Annotated in this window: 23 protein-coding genes and 1 pseudogene; 16 read left to right on the forward strand and 8 right to left on the reverse strand. The window is 47.7% G+C overall.

Annotation, left to right across the window (positions count from 1 at the left end):
- Positions 1–102: 102 nt before the first annotated feature.
- The 6 genes and pseudogenes from HMPREF3052_RS04585 to HMPREF3052_RS11320 all read left to right on the forward strand — a co-directional run.
- Entirely contained in the window at positions 103–333 is a 231-nt protein-coding gene (locus HMPREF3052_RS04585; protein ID WP_070748805.1) for an NGO_0222 family membrane protein, read from the forward strand.
- Between the two features lie 9 nt (positions 334–342).
- Entirely contained in the window at positions 343–936 is a 594-nt protein-coding gene (gene rdgB / locus HMPREF3052_RS04590) for an RdgB/HAM1 family non-canonical purine NTP pyrophosphatase (protein ID WP_070748807.1), read from the forward strand.
- A 74-nt stretch (positions 937–1,010) separates the two neighbouring features.
- Complete coding sequence (locus tag HMPREF3052_RS04595) at positions 1,011–1,520, forward strand: hypothetical protein (RefSeq protein WP_070748809.1); 510 nt, start codon at positions 1,011–1,013, stop codon at positions 1,518–1,520.
- Between the two features lie 72 nt (positions 1,521–1,592).
- Entirely contained in the window at positions 1,593–1,931 is a 339-nt protein-coding gene (locus HMPREF3052_RS04600) for a DUF6568 family protein (protein ID WP_241479528.1), read from the forward strand.
- Between the two features lie 96 nt (positions 1,932–2,027).
- Positions 2,028–3,203: a radical SAM family heme chaperone HemW gene (gene hemW / locus HMPREF3052_RS04605; RefSeq protein WP_070748811.1), complete on the forward strand. Its 1,176-nt coding sequence runs from the start codon at positions 2,028–2,030 to the stop codon at positions 3,201–3,203.
- Between the two features lie 59 nt (positions 3,204–3,262).
- A pseudogene (locus HMPREF3052_RS11320) lies at positions 3,263–3,370 on the forward strand (opacity family porin); the annotation flags it as partial.
- A gap of 111 nt (positions 3,371–3,481) precedes the next feature.
- Here HMPREF3052_RS11320 and HMPREF3052_RS04610 read toward each other — a convergent pair.
- The 7 genes from HMPREF3052_RS04610 to ruvB all read right to left on the reverse strand — a co-directional run bounded on the left by HMPREF3052_RS04610 (position 3,482) and on the right by ruvB (position 8,640).
- Positions 3,482–3,850 carry a VanZ family protein gene (locus tag HMPREF3052_RS04610; RefSeq protein WP_070748813.1) on the reverse strand — a complete coding sequence of 123 codons (369 nt, stop codon included), beginning with the start codon at positions 3,848–3,850 and terminating at the stop codon, positions 3,482–3,484.
- On the reverse strand, positions 3,847–4,056 hold the full coding sequence (locus tag HMPREF3052_RS04615) for a dioxygenase (RefSeq protein ID WP_070748858.1): 210 nt from the start codon (positions 4,054–4,056) through the stop codon (positions 3,847–3,849). Before HMPREF3052_RS04615 ends, HMPREF3052_RS04610 begins: the two co-directional genes overlap by 4 nt.
- Positions 4,057–4,158: 102 nt before the next feature.
- Complete coding sequence (gene pth / locus HMPREF3052_RS04620; RefSeq protein WP_003683307.1) at positions 4,159–4,737, reverse strand: aminoacyl-tRNA hydrolase; 579 nt, start codon at positions 4,735–4,737, stop codon at positions 4,159–4,161.
- Positions 4,738–4,791: 54 nt separating this feature from the next.
- Positions 4,792–5,064 carry an RnfH family protein gene (locus tag HMPREF3052_RS04625; RefSeq protein WP_070748815.1) on the reverse strand — a complete coding sequence of 91 codons (273 nt, stop codon included), beginning with the start codon at positions 5,062–5,064 and terminating at the stop codon, positions 4,792–4,794.
- Positions 5,057–5,488 (reverse strand): type II toxin-antitoxin system RatA family toxin, encoded by a 432-nt coding sequence (locus HMPREF3052_RS04630; RefSeq protein WP_003683270.1) that lies wholly within the window; start codon positions 5,486–5,488, stop codon positions 5,057–5,059. The genes HMPREF3052_RS04625 and HMPREF3052_RS04630 overlap by 8 nt, the downstream gene beginning before the upstream one ends.
- Before the next feature lie 90 nt (positions 5,489–5,578).
- Positions 5,579–7,486 (reverse strand): ATP-binding cassette domain-containing protein, encoded by a 1,908-nt coding sequence (locus HMPREF3052_RS04635; RefSeq protein WP_070748817.1) that lies wholly within the window; start codon positions 7,484–7,486, stop codon positions 5,579–5,581.
- Positions 7,487–7,608: 122 nt separating this feature from the next.
- Entirely contained in the window at positions 7,609–8,640 is a 1,032-nt protein-coding gene (gene ruvB, locus HMPREF3052_RS04640; protein WP_039862144.1) for a Holliday junction branch migration DNA helicase RuvB, read from the reverse strand.
- 216 nt (positions 8,641–8,856) lie between these two features.
- Here ruvB and cmk point away from each other — a divergent pair, with 216 nt between their 5' ends.
- The 10 genes from cmk to HMPREF3052_RS04695 all read left to right on the forward strand — a co-directional run bounded on the left by cmk (position 8,857) and on the right by HMPREF3052_RS04695 (position 18,650).
- Positions 8,857–9,516 carry a (d)CMP kinase gene (cmk, locus tag HMPREF3052_RS04645; RefSeq protein ID WP_070748819.1) on the forward strand — a complete coding sequence of 220 codons (660 nt, stop codon included), beginning with the start codon at positions 8,857–8,859 and terminating at the stop codon, positions 9,514–9,516.
- Between the two features lie 154 nt (positions 9,517–9,670).
- Positions 9,671–11,356, forward strand: coding sequence for a 30S ribosomal protein S1 (rpsA, locus tag HMPREF3052_RS04650; RefSeq protein WP_141756604.1), 1,686 nt, complete (start codon positions 9,671–9,673; stop codon positions 11,354–11,356).
- Positions 11,357–11,366: 10 nt separating this feature from the next.
- The gene (locus tag HMPREF3052_RS04655) at positions 11,367–11,681 is read left to right on the forward strand and encodes an integration host factor subunit beta (RefSeq protein WP_003678992.1); all 315 of its coding nucleotides are present in this window, start codon (positions 11,367–11,369) and stop codon (positions 11,679–11,681) included.
- 259 nt (positions 11,682–11,940) lie between these two features.
- Positions 11,941–13,077: a cell division protein ZapE gene (gene zapE, locus HMPREF3052_RS04665; protein ID WP_049333700.1), complete on the forward strand. Its 1,137-nt coding sequence runs from the start codon at positions 11,941–11,943 to the stop codon at positions 13,075–13,077.
- Positions 13,078–13,171: 94 nt separating this feature from the next.
- The gene (gene ndk, locus HMPREF3052_RS04670; RefSeq protein ID WP_063075507.1) at positions 13,172–13,597 is read left to right on the forward strand and encodes a nucleoside-diphosphate kinase; all 426 of its coding nucleotides are present in this window, start codon (positions 13,172–13,174) and stop codon (positions 13,595–13,597) included.
- A 169-nt stretch (positions 13,598–13,766) separates the two neighbouring features.
- Positions 13,767–14,855 (forward strand): dual-specificity RNA methyltransferase RlmN, encoded by a 1,089-nt coding sequence (gene rlmN, locus HMPREF3052_RS04675; RefSeq protein WP_003683577.1) that lies wholly within the window; start codon positions 13,767–13,769, stop codon positions 14,853–14,855.
- An 8-nt stretch (positions 14,856–14,863) separates the two neighbouring features.
- Positions 14,864–15,619, forward strand: coding sequence for a type IV pilus biogenesis/stability protein PilW (gene pilW, locus HMPREF3052_RS04680; protein ID WP_070748823.1), 756 nt, complete (start codon positions 14,864–14,866; stop codon positions 15,617–15,619).
- Positions 15,620–16,504: a helix-turn-helix domain-containing protein gene (locus HMPREF3052_RS04685; protein ID WP_070748825.1), complete on the forward strand. Its 885-nt coding sequence runs from the start codon at positions 15,620–15,622 to the stop codon at positions 16,502–16,504.
- A 1-nt stretch (position 16,505) separates the two neighbouring features.
- The gene (gene ispG / locus HMPREF3052_RS04690; protein ID WP_070748827.1) at positions 16,506–17,771 is read left to right on the forward strand and encodes a flavodoxin-dependent (E)-4-hydroxy-3-methylbut-2-enyl-diphosphate synthase; all 1,266 of its coding nucleotides are present in this window, start codon (positions 16,506–16,508) and stop codon (positions 17,769–17,771) included.
- 33 nt (positions 17,772–17,804) lie between these two features.
- Positions 17,805–18,650, forward strand: a complete 846-nt coding sequence (locus HMPREF3052_RS04695) for a DUF817 domain-containing protein (RefSeq protein WP_070748829.1) — start codon at positions 17,805–17,807, stop codon at positions 18,648–18,650.
- 58 nt (positions 18,651–18,708) lie between these two features.
- Here HMPREF3052_RS04695 and HMPREF3052_RS04700 read toward each other — a convergent pair whose 3' ends face one another.
- Entirely contained in the window at positions 18,709–20,250 is a 1,542-nt protein-coding gene (locus HMPREF3052_RS04700) for an L-lactate MFS transporter (RefSeq protein WP_070748862.1), read from the reverse strand.
- Positions 20,251–20,455 lie beyond the last annotated feature (205 nt).

The raw sequence follows: 20,455 nt of genomic DNA on the forward strand, positions 1-20,455 counted from the left end.
CCGTCTGAAATATTCAGACGGCCTTTTTAACGAATACGGCATGGTTTCAAATTCCCAATCTGACGTTATAATCAGAACATTTTCCCCCTTACCCAAGCTGCCATGATCCGACAAAAAGCCTATCTGCTCCTGACCGCCCTGTTTACCCTGATGTTTATCGTACTGATTCTGTTGGGCGCTTATCTTCTGAGCATTCACAGCAAACAATTTGCCGTTGCCGCCTTTCTGTTTGCCTTTGCCGCCGTTTTTGCCCAAATCGGCAGCCTTGCCCTTTACATCCGCCACAAAGCACGCGCACAAATGGCTCGTATGCAGCAAACCGAAAACCATTAAGGAAAAACCATGTTTGAAAAAATCGTCCTTGCCAGTGGCAACGCAGGCAAACTCAAAGAATTTTCCCGCCTCTTTGCCGACTTAAACATCGAAGTCCTGCCGCAATCGCAGTTCAATACGCCCGAATGCCCCGAGCCGTACCATACCTTCGTTGAAAATGCCCTGGCCAAAGCACGTCATGCCGCTAAATACAGCAGTTTACCGGCACTTGCCGACGACTCCGGCATCTGCACCAACGCCTTAAACGGAGCACCCGGCATTTTCTCCGCACGTTATGCGGGCGAAAACCCCAAATCCGATGCCGCAAACAACGCCAAACTCTCTGCCGATCTTGCCGATAAAGACGATAAAAGCTGCTACTACGTCTGCGTCCTCGTCCTCGTCCGCCACGAAAACGACCCACAACCCATCATCGCAGAAGGCATCTGGCGTGGACAATGGCAGGCAGAAGCAGCCGGCACAAACGGCTTCGGCTACGATCCACATTTCTATCTGGCCGAACACGGTTGCACCGCCGCCGAGCTTGACCCTGAAATCAAAAATGCCGAAAGCCACCGCGCCCAAGCATTGCGTGAACTATTAAGAAAAATCGAAACCTTATAAATCGATAGCAGGCCGTCTGAAAACCTGAAACGTTTTTTAGATGTTCTAAATCCAACAAATAATGGAAGAAATCCATGTCCCCTAAGCAAATCTTGATTGTCGCCATCCGCTTGGTCGTTTTAATCGGTATCGTACAAACGCTTGGCAGCATTGCTACCATATTCGCACAGACAGAAAGCATGTATGACAGTAAACAAATCTCATCCGTACTGATGCTCTACGGCTTGTATTTAATTGCATGGCTGCTGCTATGGTGTTTCCCTGCCGCCATTGCCAACCGCCTGTTGCCCGAACATCTGCAAACCGTACAGGAAGCCCCAAAACACCCTGCACCATGGCTGACGACCGGTATTGTATTAATAGGCATATATACTGTTTTCCAAGCCATCCCCGACCTAATTTACCAGTTCTCTCTCTATCATTTTGTACAGTCTATTGCTATCGACACACATACATCCGTTTGGGCGGACCTCGGCGCACAAAACCAAGCCGGTATACTTGCCAACATCGCGCAGCTTTTTATCGGCATTTTCCTGCTATTCGGCGCACCAAAACTCTCGTCTTGGATACGCAAAAGACTTTAACAACAGGCCGTCTGAAACCTTCAGACGGCCTACCTCACATTCATTCCCATGCCCAAGCCCACACCTGAAGAATTGGCAGCCTTTGCAAAACACGTCGCTGCCTTCATCCCAACCACACCTGACGAACTTCTGCAACTCATTGACAGTCAAGAAACTGCTATCGCCTTTTTAGGCAAACCAAGCTGTTCATACTGTCGCCGTTTTGTTGCAAAACTGTCTACCGTTTCCTTAAACAAGCAGCTTACCATCCGCTTTACAGACAGCAGCAACAAAGCAGCTTTAAAAACTTTTCGTGAACAACACGGCATCAAAACTGTTCCCGCTCTACTCAAAATCTCACAAGGCAAAATAAAATCCGTCTGCAATTCCAAATTATCAGAAGAAGAAATTGAAGCTTTTTTGAGCGCTTAGACTTTGCAAATTTCCTACTGATTACTTTCCCAACCAACATTTCAGTTAAAATAACGGCCTAAAAATTTCAGACGGCCTTGAGCCCCAATACATACCATGACCCAAATCACTTTCCAACGCCCCGGCCATCTAACCGCTCTACCCCCTTTATCACTCTATATCCACATACCGTGGTGCATCAAAAAATGTCCATATTGCGACTTCAATTCCCACAGCCTCAAAAACGGCCTGCCGGAAGAAGCCTATATCGATGCCCTATTAACCGACTTGCAGCTTGAATTGCCCAATATTTGGGGCAGACCGGTAGAAACCATATTTTTCGGCGGCGGTACACCCAGCCTGTTTCAGGCGGAATCGATTGACCGCTTGTTAAGCGGCGTGCGTTCGCTGTTGCGCTTGCAACCCGAAGCGGAAATTACTTTGGAAGCCAATCCGGGCACATTTGAAATTGAGAAGTTTCAAGGATTTAAAGACGCAGGCATTACGCGCCTGTCTATCGGCGTACAAAGTTTTAACGACGATATGCTGACTAGATTGGGACGCGTTCACAATGGTAAAGAAGCTCTGACAGCCATTGATACTGCATTGAAATTATTTGACAAAGTCAATATCGATTTGATGTATGCCCTGCCAAACCAAACCGTTCAGACGGCCTTAAACGATGTCCAAACCGCTATCGCAACAGGCGTATCTCATATCAGCGCATATCATCTGACAATGGAACCGAACACGCCTTTCGGTCATACGCCGCCAAAAGGATTGCCGCAAGATGAAGCAGCGTTGGATATTGAAGATGCCGTACACGGCGAATTGGAAGGTGCAGGCTTTATCCACTACGAAACCTCGGCTTTTGCAAAAGCTAATATGCAGTGCCGCCATAATTTGAACTATTGGCAGTTCGGCGATTACTTAGGGATAGGCGCCGGTGCGCACGGCAAAATTTCCTATCCCGACCGTATCGAACGTACCGTCCGCCGCCGTCATCCCAACGACTATCTTGCCGCCATACAGAGCAATCCGCATGAAGCCGTTGAACGCAAAACCGTTGCTGCCGAAGACCTTCCATTCGAGTTCATGATGAATGCCCTGCGCCTAACTGACGGTGTACCTGCTTCAATGCTGCAGGAACGTACCGGCGTACCCACTGCAAAAATCATGGCACAAATCGAAACCGCCAGACAAAAAGGCCTGCTTGAATCAGACCCGACCGTATTCCGCCCGACCAAACAAGGCCGTTTGTTCTTAAACGACTTGTTACAGTGTTTTTTATAAGTGCTTTTTTACAACAGTTAAAACATTTTTAGATTTGCTTAATTTACGACAAGAAAATACAAAACGTTGCCTTGGATGCAGGCTATCGCTATAACCACTGGAGCAAGATCAATAACGTTAAGCTCCATTCCCACGAAGTATATGCCGGTGTACGCGTAACGTTCTAATATTTGAATGCCTGTCATGAAGCAATCATTGCTTCAAATATCAAGTAACAAAAGGCCGTCTGAAACCTGTTTCTCAGGATTTCAGACGGCCTTTAATTTTTTTAAATATGTCTAACTTTTTGCTGCTTTTACTTTTTCTGCAAACCACAGCGCCGCCGCAGCACCTGCCATATCGGCAATACCGTCCGCGATCGAACCTTGGCGCGTAGCAGTCAGAAATGCCTGTACCAACTCACTTCCTACTGCAAACAATAAAGCGGCAAGCAGAATGCCTTTATAGGGTATTTCCCTATTCTCTTGAATAAATATTTTTGCGCACAGCCATGCCTGACCGAAAAACAGTCCGAAATGGCCGACTTTATCAAAATGGGGAAATGGTGGAGCGCTATTGCCGCCCTCTTTGAAAAGTAAGGCATAAATGGCGGCGGCAAACCAAATCAAGGCAGCGGTAGTAAATTTGTTTAATGGTAAGGCTTTCATTTGTCTGCCTCTTCATCCAGCCATATTTGACAGATGTCTGCCAAGCGGACAAATTTTCCACCCCGCGCCTTCAAAATATCACGCCATTGTGCTACCTCTTCAGCATCCGGTGCATCTTCAATACTGCATTCGTAAAGGCAGAAGTCTAATGTTTCGCCAACAATGCCTGGGGCTTCGGTATGCATCAGGCTGGTCAGTTCGTTCATATTTACTGTTTCTTCGATTGGTTTATCGCTATTCAGACGCATTATCTGTTTTCAGGCCGTCTGAACATGATGTGCAAGGCTACCCGTTTGATTTGGGTACGCTTACTTACTGTGTAAAAAACGTGTTGCCTCTTCCCATTCGCCATTCAACACAGCCGGCAATCCTTGCAGGGATTTAGCGATGGAATCATCAATTTGCTGTCTGTGTTCCGCTGACGGTTTATTCAACACATAACCGACAACGAGATTACGGTCGCCCGGATGATCAATACCCAAGCGCAGGCGGTAGAAATTAGGCGTACCCAAACGAGCCTGAATGTCTTTGAGGCCGTTGTGTCCGCCGTTGCCGCCACCAAGTTTAAATTTGATACGACCGCATGGAATATCCAGCTCGTCATGAACCACCAAGATTTCCTCCGGCTTGATTTTGTAAAACTGAGCCAAAGCGGCAACGGCCTGACCGGAGCGGTTCATAAAGGTCATGGGTTTGAGCAGCCAAACATCGCCATCAGGCGTAGTGGCGCGCGCTACTTCACCGTAAAATTTCTTCTCATCTTTAAAATTGACTTTCCATTTCCACGCCAGTTCGTCCAACAGCCAAAAGCCGACATTGTGGCGCGTTTGTTCGTATTCTTGGCCTGGATTGCCCAAACCAACGATTAATTTAATTTTCAAGCTCATTACTGTTCTTTCAGTTTGACAGGCCGTCTGAAAAAGTTTCAGACGGCCTTTGATTTATTCTTGCCCGGCGCGTTTACGTCGCGCTTCTTTCGGATCAATCAACAATGGACGATAAACCTCAATCCGATCCCCATCACGCAACACCGTCTCATCTTTCACGGCCTTGCCGAAAATACCCAAAGGCGCTTGCTGTAAATCCAATTCCGGAAACTCCACCTCCAAACCGCTTTGCAGGGCAGCCTCGCGCACGGTTGTACCTTTGGCAACGGTCATGCTCTTCAATACTTGCCTATCGGCTAGTCCGTAAACAATTTCAATCTCAAGCATAGCGGCGGTCGGCCTCTTTAATAAAAGCATCCACCAGCGTGCCGGCAAGATGGCCGAACACCGGGGAAATCATGGCAGAGAGTACGGCATTGGAGAAATCGTATTCTAATCTGAATTCGACTTTACACATATCATCGCCCAAATCGATAAATTTCCAAGTGCCGCGCAGGGTTTTAAACGGCCCTTCGAGCAAATCCATGCGGATTTCCTGCCCCGGGATATTGTGGTTGTGCGTCGCAAATGACTGCTTGACGCGCATATAGTCCATAAACAGGCGCGCTTTTAGCTCATTGCCTTTACGTTCGATGACTTCGGTCTTGCTGTACCACGGCAAAAATTTTGGATAGTCCTCAACTTTGTCCACCAGCTCAAACATTTCCTTAGCGCTATGCAGCACCAATACGTTTTTCTCGACTTTTTTCATGTTGGTTGTAGACCTTATTTTTGAATATTCAGGGTTCAGACGGCATGATTTAGAAAAATATCTGCCCTACTTTGGGACAAAATTCCCAATTTAAACCGCCTCGCCATTTTGTTTCGCTTCCAGCCATTCCCAGCGTTCCAGCTTTTCCAAAAGCAGCATTTCAATTTCTTCAGCCCTACTTTGCAATGCACCTGCTTTTTCGTAATCTTTGAAAATTTCAGGATCGGAAAGCTGGGTATTGATTTCAGCCTGTTCGGTTTCCAAAGCTGCGATTTCATCAGGCAGGGCGTCGAGTTCGCGCTGTTCTTTATAGGAAAGTTTGACCGTGCGGTTGGCTTTGGGTTTGACTTTCTCAGGCTCGGCAACCGCTTTGGGCGCAGAGGCCGTCTGAATTTTCTCTTCCCGCGATTTTGCGTCGATATAGTCCTGATAGCCGCCGATGTATTCTTTCAGACGGCCTTGTCCTTCGAAAACAATGCTTTGGGTAATCACATTATCCAAGAACATACGGTCATGCGAGACAAGGAATACCGTGCCTTGGTAATCACGCAGCAAGTCTTCAAGCAGCTCTTGGGTGTCGATGTCTAAGTCGTTGGTCGGTTCGTCCAAGACCAAAATATTGGCAGGACGGGTAAAGAGTTTTGCCAGCAAAAGGCGGTTGCGTTCGCCGCCGGAGAGCGATGAAACAGGGCTTTGTGCTCGTGCCGGATGAAACAGGAAATCTTCCAAATAACTCATCACATGCTTTTTCTTACCGCCGACTTCAACGTAATCATTGCCCTGTCCGAGCGTGTAAAACACAGTATCATTTTCATTCAACGCGCTGCGGAACTGGTCGAAATAGGCAACCTCTTGCTTACTGCCGATGCGGATTCTGCCGTAGGTCGGCTGCAATTCGCCCAAAATCAGCTTGAGGAAGGTGGTTTTGCCAATACCGTTGGAACCGATTAAACCGATTTTGTCGCCGCGTTGCAAAATGGTGGAGAATTTGTCCATGATGACTTTGTCGCCATAGGCAAACGAAGCGTGTTCCAATTCGGCGATGATTTTGCCACTTTTCTCGCCGCTGTCGAGCTTGAAGTTGACCTGCCCTTGTACATTGCGGCGTTCGGCGCGCTGGCGGCGCAGCTCTTCCAAACGGCGCACGCGGCCTTCATTACGGGTACGGCGCGCTTCAATGCCTTTGCGTATCCACGCTTCTTCCTGCGCGTGGAATTTGTCAAACAGGCGGTTATGTTCCGCTTCAACCGCTAATTCCTGCGCTTTTTTCTCGCTATATTTAGAGAACGATCCGGGATAGGAGCGCAGAATGCCGCGGTCTAGTTCGACGATGCGCGTAGCGATATTATCCAAAAAACGGCGGTCGTGGGTAATCACAACCAAGCTGCCTTCAAATGCTTTAAGCAGATTTTCCAGCCAAATAATCGCGTCGATATCCAAATGGTTGGTCGGTTCGTCCAGCAGCAATACATCAGGCTTTTGCACCCAAGCCTGTGCCAAGGCGACACGCTTTTTCTGACCGCCAGAGAGGTTGCCGATTTTTTCGTTTTCCGGCAAACCGAGTTCGCCCAAAGTCTGCTTCACGGCCGCATCCAGCTTCCAGCCATCCTTCGCTTCGATTTCAAGTTGCAATTCGTTGAGCTCTTTCAACAAAGCCTCACTCGAACCATTTTCCAACTCATGGCTGACATGATGATAACGGCGCAATAAATCGCGAATTTCGCCCAAACCTTCAGCAACAGTATCAAATACGGTTGCGTCCTTATCAAAAAAGGACTCCTGCGGCACATAAACGATTTTGAGGTTGTTTTGAATGATAATCTGCCCGTCGTCGAGCTTCTGCACGCCGGCGAGGATTTTTAGAAACGAAGATTTACCCGCGCCGTTGCGGCCGATTAAGCCGATTTTTTCGCCGCTGTCGAGTTGGAAGGAAGTTTTGTCGAGCAGGGCGACATGGCCGATGGCAAAGGAAGCGTTTTCTACGGATAAGATATTCATGGGGAAACTTCAAAAAAGAAAAGGGGGACATTTTAACCGATTATCGGCAGATATTTGCCGACAATCATATGAAATTGAAAGTATCAGGCCGTCTGAAAGCAGTTTTCAGACGGCCTTCATTATTATTCTTGAACCTTCAAGCCGAAATGCAGATAGGCTCGTTCGGTTGCTACGCGTCCGCGCGGTGTACGTTGCAAAAAGCCCTGCTGAATCAGATAAGGCTCAATCACATCTTCGATGGTATCGGTCGATTCGCCAATCGCAGCAGCCACATTTTCCAAACCGACAGGACCGCCGCTGAACTTGTGCAAAATCGCCTCAAGGAATTTCCTGTCCATCACGTCCAAACCTTGCCCGTCCACATCCAGCATACTCAAAGCCGCATCGGCAATTTCCGCATCAATGACACCGTTGTTTTTCACATCGGCATAATCGCGTACACGTCGCAAAAGGCGGTTGGCAATACGCGGCGTACCGCGGCTGCGCTTGGCCACTTCCATCGCGCCCTCGTCGCCCATATCCAACTGCAACAACTGGGCAGAACGGGCAACAATAGTCGCCAAATCTTTATTCTGATAAAACTCTAATCGGGATACGATACCGAAACGGTCGCGCAAAGGATTGGTCAGCATACCGGCACGGGTCGTCGCGCCTACCAATGTAAACGGCGGCAAATCGATTTTGACCGAACGCGCGGCCGGTCCTTCGCCTATCATGATGTCCAACTGATAATCTTCAAGCGCAGGATAAAGGATTTCTTCAACCACAGGACTTAAACGGTGGATTTCATCGATAAACAGCACATCATGCGGCTCGAGATTGGTCAACAAGGCTGCAAGGTCGCCGGCACGTTCCAAAACCGGGCCGCTGGTTTGGCGCAAATTAACGCCTAACTCTTTGGCGATAATGTGCGCCAAAGTAGTTTTGCCCAAACCCGGAGGGCCAAACAACAAAGTGTGGTCAAGCGCTTCGCCACGTTTTTTCGCCGCCTGAATAAAAATGGCCAACTGCTCTTTTGCCTTATCCTGCCCGATATAGTCGTCTAAAGTTTTCGGACGTAAAGCGCGTTCAAGCAATTCTTCCTGAGCGGAAATATTTTGAGCAGTGATAATGCGCTGAGGTTGTGCAGAAGTAAGATTATCAGTTTGTAACATAATGTTTCTAAATTCTAAGACCGTTCCCGACCCGTTGTTTCAGACGGCCCGAACAATCAGACAAAGCGGTTAAATTATGATTTTGGCCATTATACCCGATAAGGCCGAGCCACTTTTCCCTCAAATCTAAATCACACAAAAATTTTCGCTTTCAGACGGCCAAAGCAACGTATAATAAACGGTTAATTCAAATACCTATCGCATTCAGGAGAACACATGAGCCTCAAGCAAAAAGTCATCGCCATCGACGGCCCCAGCGCATCCGGCAAAGGGACGGTTGCCTCACGCGTAGCCGAAGCCTTGGGTTTTCTTTACCTAGACTCCGGTGCGCTTTACCGCCTGACCGCACTTTACGCACAAAAACACAATGTTGCCTGGTCAGATGAAGACGCCGTCAGCACACTGGCAGAAACTTTGCCCGCACAATTTGAAGGCAGCGTCGTATTATTAAACGGCGAAGATGTGTCCGAGCAAATCCGTACCGAAGCGATCGGCATGGGCGCATCTGCCGTTGCGCAGTTGCCTAAAGTGCGTGCCGCCCTTTTACAACGCCAACGCGGCTTCCTAACCGAAAAAGGTTTGGTCGCCGACGGCCGCGATATCGGTTCGGTTATTTTCCCTGATGCCGCATTAAAAATTTTCCTGACCGCAAGTGCCAATGTCCGCGCCCAACGTCGTGCCAAACAACTCGGTATCCCATGCGAAGGCGTTGCATTCGAGCGTATTTTGTCGGACATTGAAGCGCGCGACGAAGCAGACCGCCGCCGCCCTGTTGCTCCGTTGAAACAGCTGCCCGACGCCCTGCTTTTAGATACTGATAACCTTTCTATCGAAGAAGCTGTAAAAAAAGTGCTTGATTGGTATCATAAAGTTTAAAATTTGGAGTATAATCGCGAAGTTTTCATTTCAGACGGCCTGTTAACCCTATAACAAGGCCGTCTGAAAACATTTCCCAACCTGCCGCGCCAAGGACGGCAGGTCATTTCAAACCTAACCCGCACCCCTTGGCGGTGTACCGAAAAGAGTATATATGACTATGGAAAATTTTGCCCAGCTGCTGGAAGAAAGCTTTACCCTGCAAGAGATGAACCCAGGTGAAGTGATTACTGCCGAAGTAGTCGGCATCGATCAAAACTTCGTTACCGTTAACGCAGGTCTGAAATCAGAATCTCTGATTGATGTTGCTGAATTCAAAAACGCTCAGGGCGAGATTGAAGTTAAAGTTGGCGATTTCGTTACCGTTACCATCGAATCTGTTGAAAACGGCTTCGGCGAAACCAAACTGTCCCGCGAAAAAGCCAAACGTGCTGCCGACTGGATCGCTTTGGAAGAAGCGATGGAAAACGGCGACATCCTGTCCGGCGTTATCAATGGCAAAGTCAAAGGCGGTCTGACCGTTATGATTAACAGCATCCGCGCATTCCTGCCGGGTTCTTTGGTTGACGTACGTCCTGTAAAAGACACTTCTCACTTCGAAGGCAAAGAAATTGAATTCAAAGTGATCAAACTGGACAAAAAACGCAACAACGTTGTTGTGTCCCGCCGCGCTGTTCTGGAAGCTACTTTGGGCGAAGAACGCAAAGCCTTGCTGGAAAACCTGCAAGAAGGTTCAGTTATCAAAGGTATCGTTAAAAACATCACCGATTACGGTGCATTCGTTGACTTGGGCGGCATCGACGGTCTGTTGCACATCACCGACTTGGCATGGCGCCGTGTGAAACACCCAGGCGAAGTTTTGGAAGTTGGTCAAGAAGTAGAAGCCAAAGTCCTGAAATTCGACCAAGACAAACAACGAGTTTCTTTGGGTATGAAACAACTGGGCGAAGATCCTTGGAGCGGCCTGACCCGTCGTTACCCACAAGGTACCCGCCTGTTCGGTAAAGTATCCAACCTGACTGACTACGGTGCGTTCGTTGAAATCGAACAAGGCATCGAAGGTTTGGTACACGTTTCCGAAATGGATTGGACCAACAAAAACGTACACCCAAGCAAAGTTGTTCAACTTGGTGACGAAGTTGAAGTAATGATCCTGGAAATCGACGAAGACCGTCGCCGTATCTCTTTGGGTATGAAACAATGCCAAGCTAACCCTTGGGAAGAATTTGCCGCCAACCACAACAAAGGCGACAAAATCTCCGGCGCAGTTAAATCTATCACTGACTTCGGCGTATTCGTAGGTCTGCCTGGCGGCATCGACGGTCTGGTTCACTTGTCCGACCTGTCTTGGACTGAAGCCGGCGAAGAAGCTGTACGCAAATACAAAAAAGGCGAAGAAGTTGAAGCCGTTGTATTGGCCATCGACGTTGAAAAAGAACGCATCTCTTTGGGTATCAAACAACTGGAAGGTGATCCGTTCGGCAACTTCATCAGCGTAAATGACAAAGGTTCTTTGGTTAAAGGTTCTGTGAAATCTGTTGACGCCAAAGGTGCCGTAGTTGCTCTGTCTGAAGAAGTTGAAGGCTACCTGCCTGCTTCCGAATTCGCTGCTGACCGCGTTGAAGACCTGACTACCAAACTGAAAGAAGGCGACGAAGTTGAAGCCGTTATCGTTACCGTTGACCGCAAAAACCGCAGCATCCGTCTGTCTGTTAAAGCGAAAGACGCTAAAGAAAACCGCGAAGCGCTGAATTCAGTTAACGCCGCTGCAACTGCCAATGCCGGTACTACCAGCCTGGGCGACTTGCTGAAAGCCAAACTGTCCGGCGACCAAGAATAAGGTTGCAGACATGACGAAGTCTGAATTGATGGTTCGCCTTGCAGAAGTGTTTGCCGAAAAAAATGGCAACCAACTGCTGGCTAAAGATGTCGAATACAGTGTAAAAGTCTTGGTTGATACCATGACCCGCTCACTGGCTCGTGGACAACGTATCGAAATCCGCGGCTTCGGCAGCTTCGACTTGAACCACCGCCCTGCCCGTATCGGGCGCAACCCGAAAACCGGCGAACGCGTGGAAGTGCCTGAAAAGCATGTTCCTCACTTTAAACCGGGTAAAGAGTTGCGTGAGCGTGTAGACTTGGCATTGCAAGAAAGTGCTCATTAATACTTAGTAGCAAAACGCCGCAGAAATGCGGCGTTTTTTTGTTTTCGCAAGAAATACAAAGCCAGCTCTTTTCACACATCCCTTAATCGCACACTATTTCAACTATATTTACTACAATGCTTTTGCAAAAAACGCAGGCCGTCTGAAATCATTTATAATAGACCGACTATTCTGTAATGAAAACATCATTCCAACTACTGTCCAAACTATTGCGAATGATGTTTCAACTATCGCCAGTAAAGCATAATAAAGGTTACACATGAGCAATAGAGACCAACTATTCACACCACCTCCATTTGAAAACCACAGCCCATTGACTTGGTATCAAGCTGCAGCCGAACAGCCCAACTTCATCCGCGATGAAGCCCAAGCGCGAGCCATTGAATATTTGGATCGTTTGTGGACCGAGCTGATGATGTTCAAACGCAAACGCAACCGTTTTCTCGGCCGTAGCTTGCGTTCTCCCCAAGTACCTAAAGGACTCTATTTTTATGGCGGCGTAGGACGCGGTAAAAGCTTTTTGATGGATGCTTTTTTCGGCTGTCTCCCTTATCGTCGTAAGCGTCGCGTACATTTCCATGCCTTCATGGCCGAAATCCATCAACGCCTTAAGGTCTTGAAAAGCGAAGCCAATCCCTTAAAAGCCGTTGCAACAGAAATTGCCAAAGAAACACGCGTCTTATGCTTTGACGAGTTTCACGTCAGCGATATTGCTGATGCCATGATTTTGGGCCGTTTGTTGGAAAACCTGTTGAGTGAAGGTGTAGTCTTAGTAGCCACTTCCAACTACGCCCCGTCCGAACTCTATCCTCAAGGCCAAAACCGCAGCAGTTTCCTGCCAACCATCGCCCTTATCGAGTCCAACCTGACCGTTTTAAATGTGGATGGCGGCGAAGATTACCGCTTGCGTACGCTGCGTCCTGCCGAAATTTTCTTTGTTCCCAATAATGAAGAAAACGAGCAAAAACTCGCTGCTTTATTTAAAGAAATGAGCGGAATCTCTGAATTAAACCCAGGCATAAGCATTATTCATGGACGGGAAATTCCCCATAAAGCCCAGTCAGAACGCGCTATCTGGTTTGATTTCCGCGCATTATGTTTCGGCCCGCGCTCACAAGCTGACTATTTGTATTTAGCCGAACATTACGAGATGGTTTTCCTTTCAGGATTAGAACGCCTAACCCCTCAAGAAAAAGCAGAAGCACGCCGTCTGACATGGTTAATTGACGTTTTATACGATTTCCGTGTGAAACTGTGCGCTACCAGCGCAGTTGGCGTAAACGATATTTACGTTGAAGGCGATTTTGCCGAAGAATTTACCCGTACAGCCAGCCGTATGATCGAAATGCAATCTGAAGTCTACTTGGAACAACCACACCTGACTTTAAGCAAATAATGCCTTTCCCAAAAAGGGGCGAAATTTGGTAGAATACACTTCCCTCGCCTCTTGGCTACGATAACTCACCTTTCAATAAAAACAAGGACATAACATGGCCATCGAACGTACGATTTCCATCATCAAACCCGATGCAGTAGAAAAAAACGTCATCGGCAAGATTTACAGCCGCTTTGAAGAAAACGGCTTGCGCATTATTGCGGCAAAAATGAAACATCTCTCTGAGCGTGAAGCAAAAGAGTTTTATGCCGTACACAAAGGCCGCCCTTTTTATGAAGACTTGGTTAAATTCATGACTCGCAATCCTGTCATGATTCAAGTATTGGAAGGAGAAAACGCCGTTGCCAAAAATCGCGAACTGATGGGCGCAACCAATCCAGCCGATGCGGCTCCTGGCACAATCCGTGCCGACTTTGCAGAATCTGTCAGTGTTAATGCCGTACATGGCTCTGACAGCGTTGAAAATGCTGCGATTGAAATTGCTTACTTCTTCAGCCAAAGCGAAATCTGCCCTCGCTAAGAGTAAAAGCCTGTAGCCGCTTTACGGCCGTCCGATTCTATATCGGACGGCAAAACTGCTTTGTATGCACTACAAATTAAAGGCCGTCTGAAAATCCAAAGGCTATTAAAGCAAAGCTGCCCAATAAGCCCCTTTGCTTTAAAAGCTTTACTGAGAAACATAAAAATACATGAAAACCAATCTACTGAATTATGATTTAAACGGACTGACGCAACACTTTGCCGAAATGGGCGAAAAGCCTTTTCGTGCCAAGCAGGTAATGCGTTGGATGCATCAAGCCGGTGCACAAAACTTTGAAGAAATGACTGACTTGGCCAAATCATTGCGTGCCAAGTTAAATGAACAAGCCACAATCGAAGTGCCTAAATTAATGATGGCACAAGAATCTACGGATGGCACGCGCAAATGGTTGCTGGATGTCGGCACGGGCAACGGTGTAGAAACCGTTTTCATTCCCGAGGCTGAACGCGGTACTTTGTGCATCTCTTCCCAAGTCGGTTGCGCATTGGAATGTACCTTCTGCTCTACCGGTCGACAAGGTTTCAACCGCAACCTGACTGCCGCTGAAATTATCGGTCAACTTTGGTGGGCCAATAAAGCCATGGGCGTTACCCCTAAAAACGAACGCGTTATCTCCAACGTGGTGATGATGGGTATGGGCGAACCCATGGCAAACTTTGACAATGTTGTTACCGCTTTGAGCATTATGCTGGATGATCACGGCTACGGCTTGAGCCGCCGTCGTGTGACCGTTTCCACTTCGGGTATGGTTCCACAAATGGACAGACTGCGTGACGCAATGCCTGTTGCTTTGGCTGTGTCTTTACACGCATCCAACGATGAAGTGCGCGATCAGATTGTTCCCCTCAACAAAAAATACCCGCTTAAAGAATTGATGGCGGCCTGTCAACGTTATTTGGTCAAAGCACCCCGTGACTTTATTACCTTTGAATACGTTATGCTCGACGGCATCAACGATAAAGCGCAACATGCGCGTGAATTGATTGAATTGGTTAAAGACGTACCCTGCAAATTCAATCTGATTCCGTTCAATCCTTTCCCAAATTCCGGCTACGAACGTTCTACTAATGAAAATATCCGTGTCTTCCGCGATATTCTGCAACAAGCCGGCTTTGTCGTTACTGTCCGCAAAACCCGCGGCGACGATATCGATGCTGCTTGCGGACAACTGGCCGGACAAGTACAAGATAAAACACGCCGCCAACAAAAATGGCAACAGATTTTGGTCGAACAATAAGGTTAATTATGAAAATCAAGTTCGGATTCGCGTTACTTACCGCACTGACTCTTTCAGCCTGTGCGTCCTCTTCCGGCCCAAGCCCTAAAGAACGTGCCATTCAAGTTTCTAATATCAAAACTCAACTGGCTGTGGAATATATGCGTGGCCAAAACTACCGCCAAGCTACTGAAAGTATCGAAGAGGCGCTTAAGTTCAATTCAAAAAATGACCTTGCTTGGTTGGTACGTGCCGAGATTTATCAGTATTTGAAAGTCAAAGACAAAGCTCAAGAAAGCTTTCTTAAAGCGTTGTCTTTAAAACCTGATAGTGCGGAAGTTAACAACAACTACGGTTGGTTCTTGTGCAATCAAATGAATGCACCAGCAGAATCTTTGGCTTATTTTGACAAAGCACTGGCCGACCCAACCTACCCAAGCCCCTTTATTGCCAACATGAATAAAGGCATTTGCAGCGCAAGGTTAGGCCAATACTCTTTAGCCCAAGCCTATTTGGAAAGGTCTTTAGCAGCGAATCCGCAATTCTTCCCTGCTTTCAAAGAACTTGCCCGAACCAAAATGATGGCAGGCAATCTGAACGATGCCGACTATTATTTCCGCCAATACCAAAGCAAAGTTGATGTCCTGCAGGCTGATGATTTGCTTTTAGGCTGGCGTTTGGCTACCGCCTTGGGCAATAAACACGCCGCATACGAATACGAAGCCCAACTTAGGGCAAACTTCCCCTATTCAGACGAACTACAAACTGTCACAACGGGCCACTAAATGGAAAATAATGAAAAAATCAACTACGACACACAAGCCGCCAAAACATTGGGGGATGAATTACGCAGACACAGAACTGATGCCAAAATCGATATTCAAGATGTTGCTTCACGTTTGAAACTGTCTGCCGAACAAATTGATGCTTTGGAAAAAGGGGAATATTCAGGCTTTCCCGGTTTAGTCTTTGTTTCTGGCTATCTGCGTTCATATGCACGATTTTTGAAAATCGACGAACAAACCATCGCCAAACATTTACTCTCCATTACTCCGCAACTTGAAGACCATGTATACGCGGTAACACGCAGCGCCAACGCCGGCTTAAGCTACACAGACACTGAAAAGCAAGGTTTCCCAAAATGGATATTGGGGATAGCCGCACTGGCTTTGGCTGTAGGCGGTGTTTACTTTTGGCAAAGCAAATCCAGTTTTGAAAACGAACAGGCAAATATTCAAAACAGCAAAGATGTTGCTGATACGATGAAAACGCCTGCCTTAAAAACGGATAATGTTGCCGTTAGCGAAATGACTGAAGACGGCAAAAAAGAAATAACCAATAAGCCTGAAGTGACTAATGATCAAGCTGCCTCAGCAGCTTCCGCCGTCGTACAAGAAGAGAAGCCTGCCGTCAAAGTTGAGAAAGACGAACTTTGGATTAAAGTCCAATACCGAAGCAATCTGATTATTACAGACAAAGATGGAAAAGTAGTATTCAGCCGTATCGTTCCAGCCGGAAGCGAACAACGTCTGAGAGGCGGCGCACCCTACAATGTTTGGATCGGTATTGCAGCCGGCTCGGAAGCCAATTACGGCGGCACACCTATCAAACCTTTGAAATACCGTGTTGCTGGTGAAAAATCCGCCTCTTTTGTTGCAGGAAAAAACTAAAATGACCACACCTAAACGCCGTCAGACACATCAAGTCAAAATTGACCACCTCATCATCGGCTCCGAGGCGCCCGTTCTTGTCCAATCCATGACCAATACGGATACGGCAGATGCCGCAGCAACTGCCCAACAAGTCAAAGAATTGAGCGATGCCGGCTCGGAAATGGTTCGTATCACAGTCAATACTCCTGAAGCGGCTTCCAAAGTAGCCGAAATCCGCAGCCGCTTAGACGATATGGGCTACACCACCCCCCTGATTGGTGATTTCCATTTTAATGGCGAACGCTTATTGGCTGAATTTCCTGAGTGCGGCAAGGCCTTGGCCAAATATCGGATTAACCCGGGCAATGTCGGTAAAGGTGCAAAAGGCGATGAAAAATTTGCCTTTATGATCCGTACTGCCGCAGAAAACAATAAAGCCGTACGCATCGGTGTGAACTGGGGTTCGCTTGATCAAGGCCTTGCCAAGCGCATGATGGATGCCAACTTAGCTTCTGCCACACCGAAGCCGCCTGAAGAAATCATGAAAGAGGCTTTGATTGTTTCTGCGCTGGAATCGGCAGAAAAAGCCGTGGCTTTAGGTTTACCCGAAGACAAAATCATTTTGTCGTGCAAGGTCAGCGCCGTACAAGACTTGATTCAGGTTTACCGCGAATTGGGCAGCCGTTGCCGTTACCCGCTCCATCTCGGTCTGACTGAGGCAGGCATGGGCAGCAAGGGCATTGTTGCTTCCACAGCAGCTTTGTCCGTATTGTTGCAAGAAGGTATCGGCGACACTATTCGAATTTCCCTTACGCCCGAACCCGGCTCCTCACGCACACAAGAAGTCATTGTCGGTCAGGAAATCCTGCAAACCATGGGCTTGCGCTCCTTTACGCCAATGGTTACAGCCTGCCCGGGTTGCGGCCGTACCACCAGTACCGTATTCCAAGAGTTGGCTCAAGACGTACAAAACTATTTACGCCAGAAAATGGCTGTTTGGCGCACTGAATATCCAGGTGTTGAATCATTGAACGTCGCCGTAATGGGGTGCGTGGTAAATGGTCCGGGCGAAAGCAAGCTTGCCGATATCGGTATCAGCCTGCCCGGTACAGGCGAAACACCGGTTGCGCCGGTTTATGTAGACGGCGAGCGGAAAGTCACCCTCAAAGGCGACAATATCGCTGCAGAGTTTTTACAAATCGTTGAAGATTATGTCAAAACCAACTACTGTGAGGGCGGCGCAAAACGTAAGCAAAACCGCGTTATTCCGATTCAATCTGCCTAAAACATTTTCAAGATAAAGAGGCCGTCTGAAAATATGTTGGGCAAACTGGATACTTGGCTGACTGAGCATCCCAAACGCAAGGATTTGCGTGGTTGGCGACGCTTTATTGTTGAATTTTGGTTTTTCGGTTTAAAAGAAGCGCGAGCCTGCTTATTTGCAGGCTTGTTTTTCATGGCCATGTTCCTCGTTCCGAAAACGGGCTGGTTGGGAATTTCACGCTACGACCTGCTGCTGATTTTTGCTATCTCCGTACAAGCAGCCATGCTGTATTTCAAGTTGGAAACTTGGGATGAAGTCAAATCGATTACGCTGTTCCACTTGGTGGGCTTTGCTTTAGAGTGGTTCAAGACATCAGGCGATATCCAATCTTGGAGCTATCCGGATGAGGCTTATACCAAAATCGGCGGCGTACCGCTGTTTGCGGGCTTTATGTATGCTGCGGTCGGCAGCTATATCATTCAAGCATGGCGGCTGTTTGACCTCAAAATCAAAAGCCATCCGCCGTATTGGCTGGGCACTTTGTGCGCACTGGCGATTTATATCAATTTCTTCACCCATCACTATATCGGCGACTATCGCTGGTATCTCGCTGCTTTTGCTCTCGGCCTATACGCCCGTACAACGGTCTTGTACACGCCCTATGACACCACTCGCAGAATGCCCCTCCTGCTCGCTTTCGTCCTGATCGGATTCTTTATTTGGCTGGCAGAAAATTTGGGAACCCTATTCGGCGTTTGGCGCTATCCCAACCAAATCGGCGCGTGGGCATCAGTACACATCAGCAAATGGAGTTCATGGGCATTACTGGTGATGATGACTTTTACCATCGTTGCGAATTTAAAACACATCAAACATACCATCAGCGTATCAAAAGATTAATTGTTTAACATTTGAAAAGGCCGTCTGAAACTTTCAGACGGCCTTTAATTTTCAACAATCAATTAAACAAACTTAATGCTTTAACAAACACCATAATGACGCCATAGCCCAAAGGAATGCAGACTAAAGCCCAGCGCCACCATACTCCGATACCGCCCGCTGATACTTTCTTACTGATCAGATAGGCATCGGATACAGCAGTTTCATCATCGGGGTTGCCGCTATGTGCCGCGACCTTAATGTCTTTTTCGTGATGCTTTTCGTGAACCGAACGGACACTCAAATTACACAACAAACCGACAATCAACAAACCTGCCATAATGTACATGGTAATGCTATAAGCCTCGGCAGCCGGAACGCCGCTTTCAATTTGGCTTTGGCGGATATAGTTGACCAACACCGGGCCAATGACCGCAGCGGTTGACCATGCCAGCAAGATCCTACCGTGGATTGCACCGACTTGATAAGTGCCGAACAAATCCTTCAGATAAGCCGGAATCGCTGCAAAACCGCCGCCATACATGGAAATGATGACGCAAAACCCAATAACAAACAAAGCCTTGTTACCGCTCGCGCCAATCGACGGAATGGCGAAATACAACAGCGAACCGAGCACAAAGAAAATAGTATAAGTATTTTTACGCCCGATTTTGTCGGATACGCTAGACCACAAAAAGCGGCCGCCCATATTAAACAGGCTCAACAGACTCACAAAACCTGCCGCCGCACCCGCGCCAATGGCAGCCTGTTTACCGACAGAAGTTTCAGAAAATAGCTCCTGAATCATGACAGAAGCCTGACCCAAAACACCGATACCCGCCGTCACGTTCAGACATAACACCCAAAACAAGAGCCAAAATTGTGGCGTCTTCATGGCTTCGGAAACATTGACGTGATTGCTGCTGACCAATTTGCTTTTGATTTTCGGCGCAACATAACCTTTAGGTTTCCAGCCATCGGCAGGTATGCGGATGGTAAACGCACCGAACATCATCAACACCAGATAAAATAGTCCTAAAACGACAAAAGCCTGCGCTACGCCAACTGAAGTTTCACTGGAGAAAAAATTCATCAGCGACACGGATAAAGGCGAAGCCAACATCGCGCCGCCGCCAAAACCCATAATCGCCAAACCTGTCGCCATACCCGGTTTATCGGGAAACCATTTCATCAGCGTCGATACAGGCCCAATATAACCCAAGCCCAAACCGACCCCACCAATCACACCGTTGCCCAAATAAAGCAAAAACAGATTGTGCGTATGAACGCCGATCGCCGACACAAAAAAACCCAAGCTGAAGCAGCAGGCAGCAACGAACATCGCCTTACGCGGCCCAACGCGCTCCATCCAAGTACCAAACATGGCCGCAGATGCGCCCAACATCGCCAAGGCAATACTGAAAATCCAACCAACCGTGGTCAGCTTCCAATCTCCTGCAGCCGACTCAGTGATACCGATAAGCTTGGTCAGCGGCGCATTGAACACGGAATAAGCGTATATCTGCCCGATGGCAAGATGCACGGCCAAAGCGGCGGGCGGTACCAGCCAACGATTAAAGCCAGGTTTGGCAATGGTCGCCTCACGGTCTAGAAATTTCATAAAATCCTCTTGTGTATGTGTGTCAAACGCTAATTCCATATTATGCGGAATCAAAAATTGTTGACAATATTTTAGCATAATCTCCCCTTTATCCTTTTTTCTGCTCCATGATAATTTTGCGCATCAGACAGAAAAAACATTCATCTAAACCATTTCTTCACACCCATATCGACAAAAAGGCCGTCTGAAAATTTTTCAGACGGCC

The sequence above is a fragment of the Neisseria sp. HMSC056A03 genome (genome assembly GCF_001815685.1).
In the GTDB taxonomy this organism is placed as follows: Bacteria; Pseudomonadota; Gammaproteobacteria; order Burkholderiales; family Neisseriaceae; genus Neisseria; species Neisseria subflava.

Coding starts and splice junctions, on each gene's coding strand:
- HMPREF3052_RS04615 (WP_070748858.1), bottom strand. CDS start 4,056: ATGAACGAACTGACCAGCCTGATGCATACCGAAGCCCCAGGCATTGTT.
- ndk (WP_063075507.1), top strand. CDS start 13,172: ATGGCCATCGAACGTACGATTTCCATCATCAAACCCGATGCAGTAGAA.
- HMPREF3052_RS04635 (WP_070748817.1), bottom strand. CDS start 7,486: ATGAATATCTTATCCGTAGAAAACGCTTCCTTTGCCATCGGCCATGTC.
- HMPREF3052_RS04625 (WP_070748815.1), bottom strand. CDS start 5,064: ATGCTTGAGATTGAAATTGTTTACGGACTAGCCGATAGGCAAGTATTG.
- HMPREF3052_RS04685 (WP_070748825.1), top strand. CDS start 15,620: ATGGAAAATAATGAAAAAATCAACTACGACACACAAGCCGCCAAAACA.
- HMPREF3052_RS04610 (WP_070748813.1), bottom strand. CDS start 3,850: ATGAAAGCCTTACCATTAAACAAATTTACTACCGCTGCCTTGATTTGG.
- rlmN (WP_003683577.1), top strand. CDS start 13,767: ATGAAAACCAATCTACTGAATTATGATTTAAACGGACTGACGCAACAC.
- pth (WP_003683307.1), bottom strand. CDS start 4,737: ATGAGCTTGAAAATTAAATTAATCGTTGGTTTGGGCAATCCAGGCCAA.
- HMPREF3052_RS04630 (WP_003683270.1), bottom strand. CDS start 5,488: ATGAAAAAAGTCGAGAAAAACGTATTGGTGCTGCATAGCGCTAAGGAA.
- hemW (WP_070748811.1), top strand. CDS start 2,028: ATGACCCAAATCACTTTCCAACGCCCCGGCCATCTAACCGCTCTACCC.
- rpsA (WP_141756604.1), top strand. CDS start 9,671: ATGACTATGGAAAATTTTGCCCAGCTGCTGGAAGAAAGCTTTACCCTG.
- HMPREF3052_RS04700 (WP_070748862.1), bottom strand. CDS start 20,250: ATGAAATTTCTAGACCGTGAGGCGACCATTGCCAAACCTGGCTTTAAT.
- HMPREF3052_RS04595 (WP_070748809.1), top strand. CDS start 1,011: ATGTCCCCTAAGCAAATCTTGATTGTCGCCATCCGCTTGGTCGTTTTA.
- HMPREF3052_RS04695 (WP_070748829.1), top strand. CDS start 17,805: ATGTTGGGCAAACTGGATACTTGGCTGACTGAGCATCCCAAACGCAAG.
- HMPREF3052_RS04655 (WP_003678992.1), top strand. CDS start 11,367: ATGACGAAGTCTGAATTGATGGTTCGCCTTGCAGAAGTGTTTGCCGAA.
- ruvB (WP_039862144.1), bottom strand. CDS start 8,640: ATGTTACAAACTGATAATCTTACTTCTGCACAACCTCAGCGCATTATC.
- rdgB (WP_070748807.1), top strand. CDS start 343: ATGTTTGAAAAAATCGTCCTTGCCAGTGGCAACGCAGGCAAACTCAAA.
- zapE (WP_049333700.1), top strand. CDS start 11,941: ATGAGCAATAGAGACCAACTATTCACACCACCTCCATTTGAAAACCAC.
- cmk (WP_070748819.1), top strand. CDS start 8,857: ATGAGCCTCAAGCAAAAAGTCATCGCCATCGACGGCCCCAGCGCATCC.
- ispG (WP_070748827.1), top strand. CDS start 16,506: ATGACCACACCTAAACGCCGTCAGACACATCAAGTCAAAATTGACCAC.
- HMPREF3052_RS04585 (WP_070748805.1), top strand. CDS start 103: ATGATCCGACAAAAAGCCTATCTGCTCCTGACCGCCCTGTTTACCCTG.
- pilW (WP_070748823.1), top strand. CDS start 14,864: ATGAAAATCAAGTTCGGATTCGCGTTACTTACCGCACTGACTCTTTCA.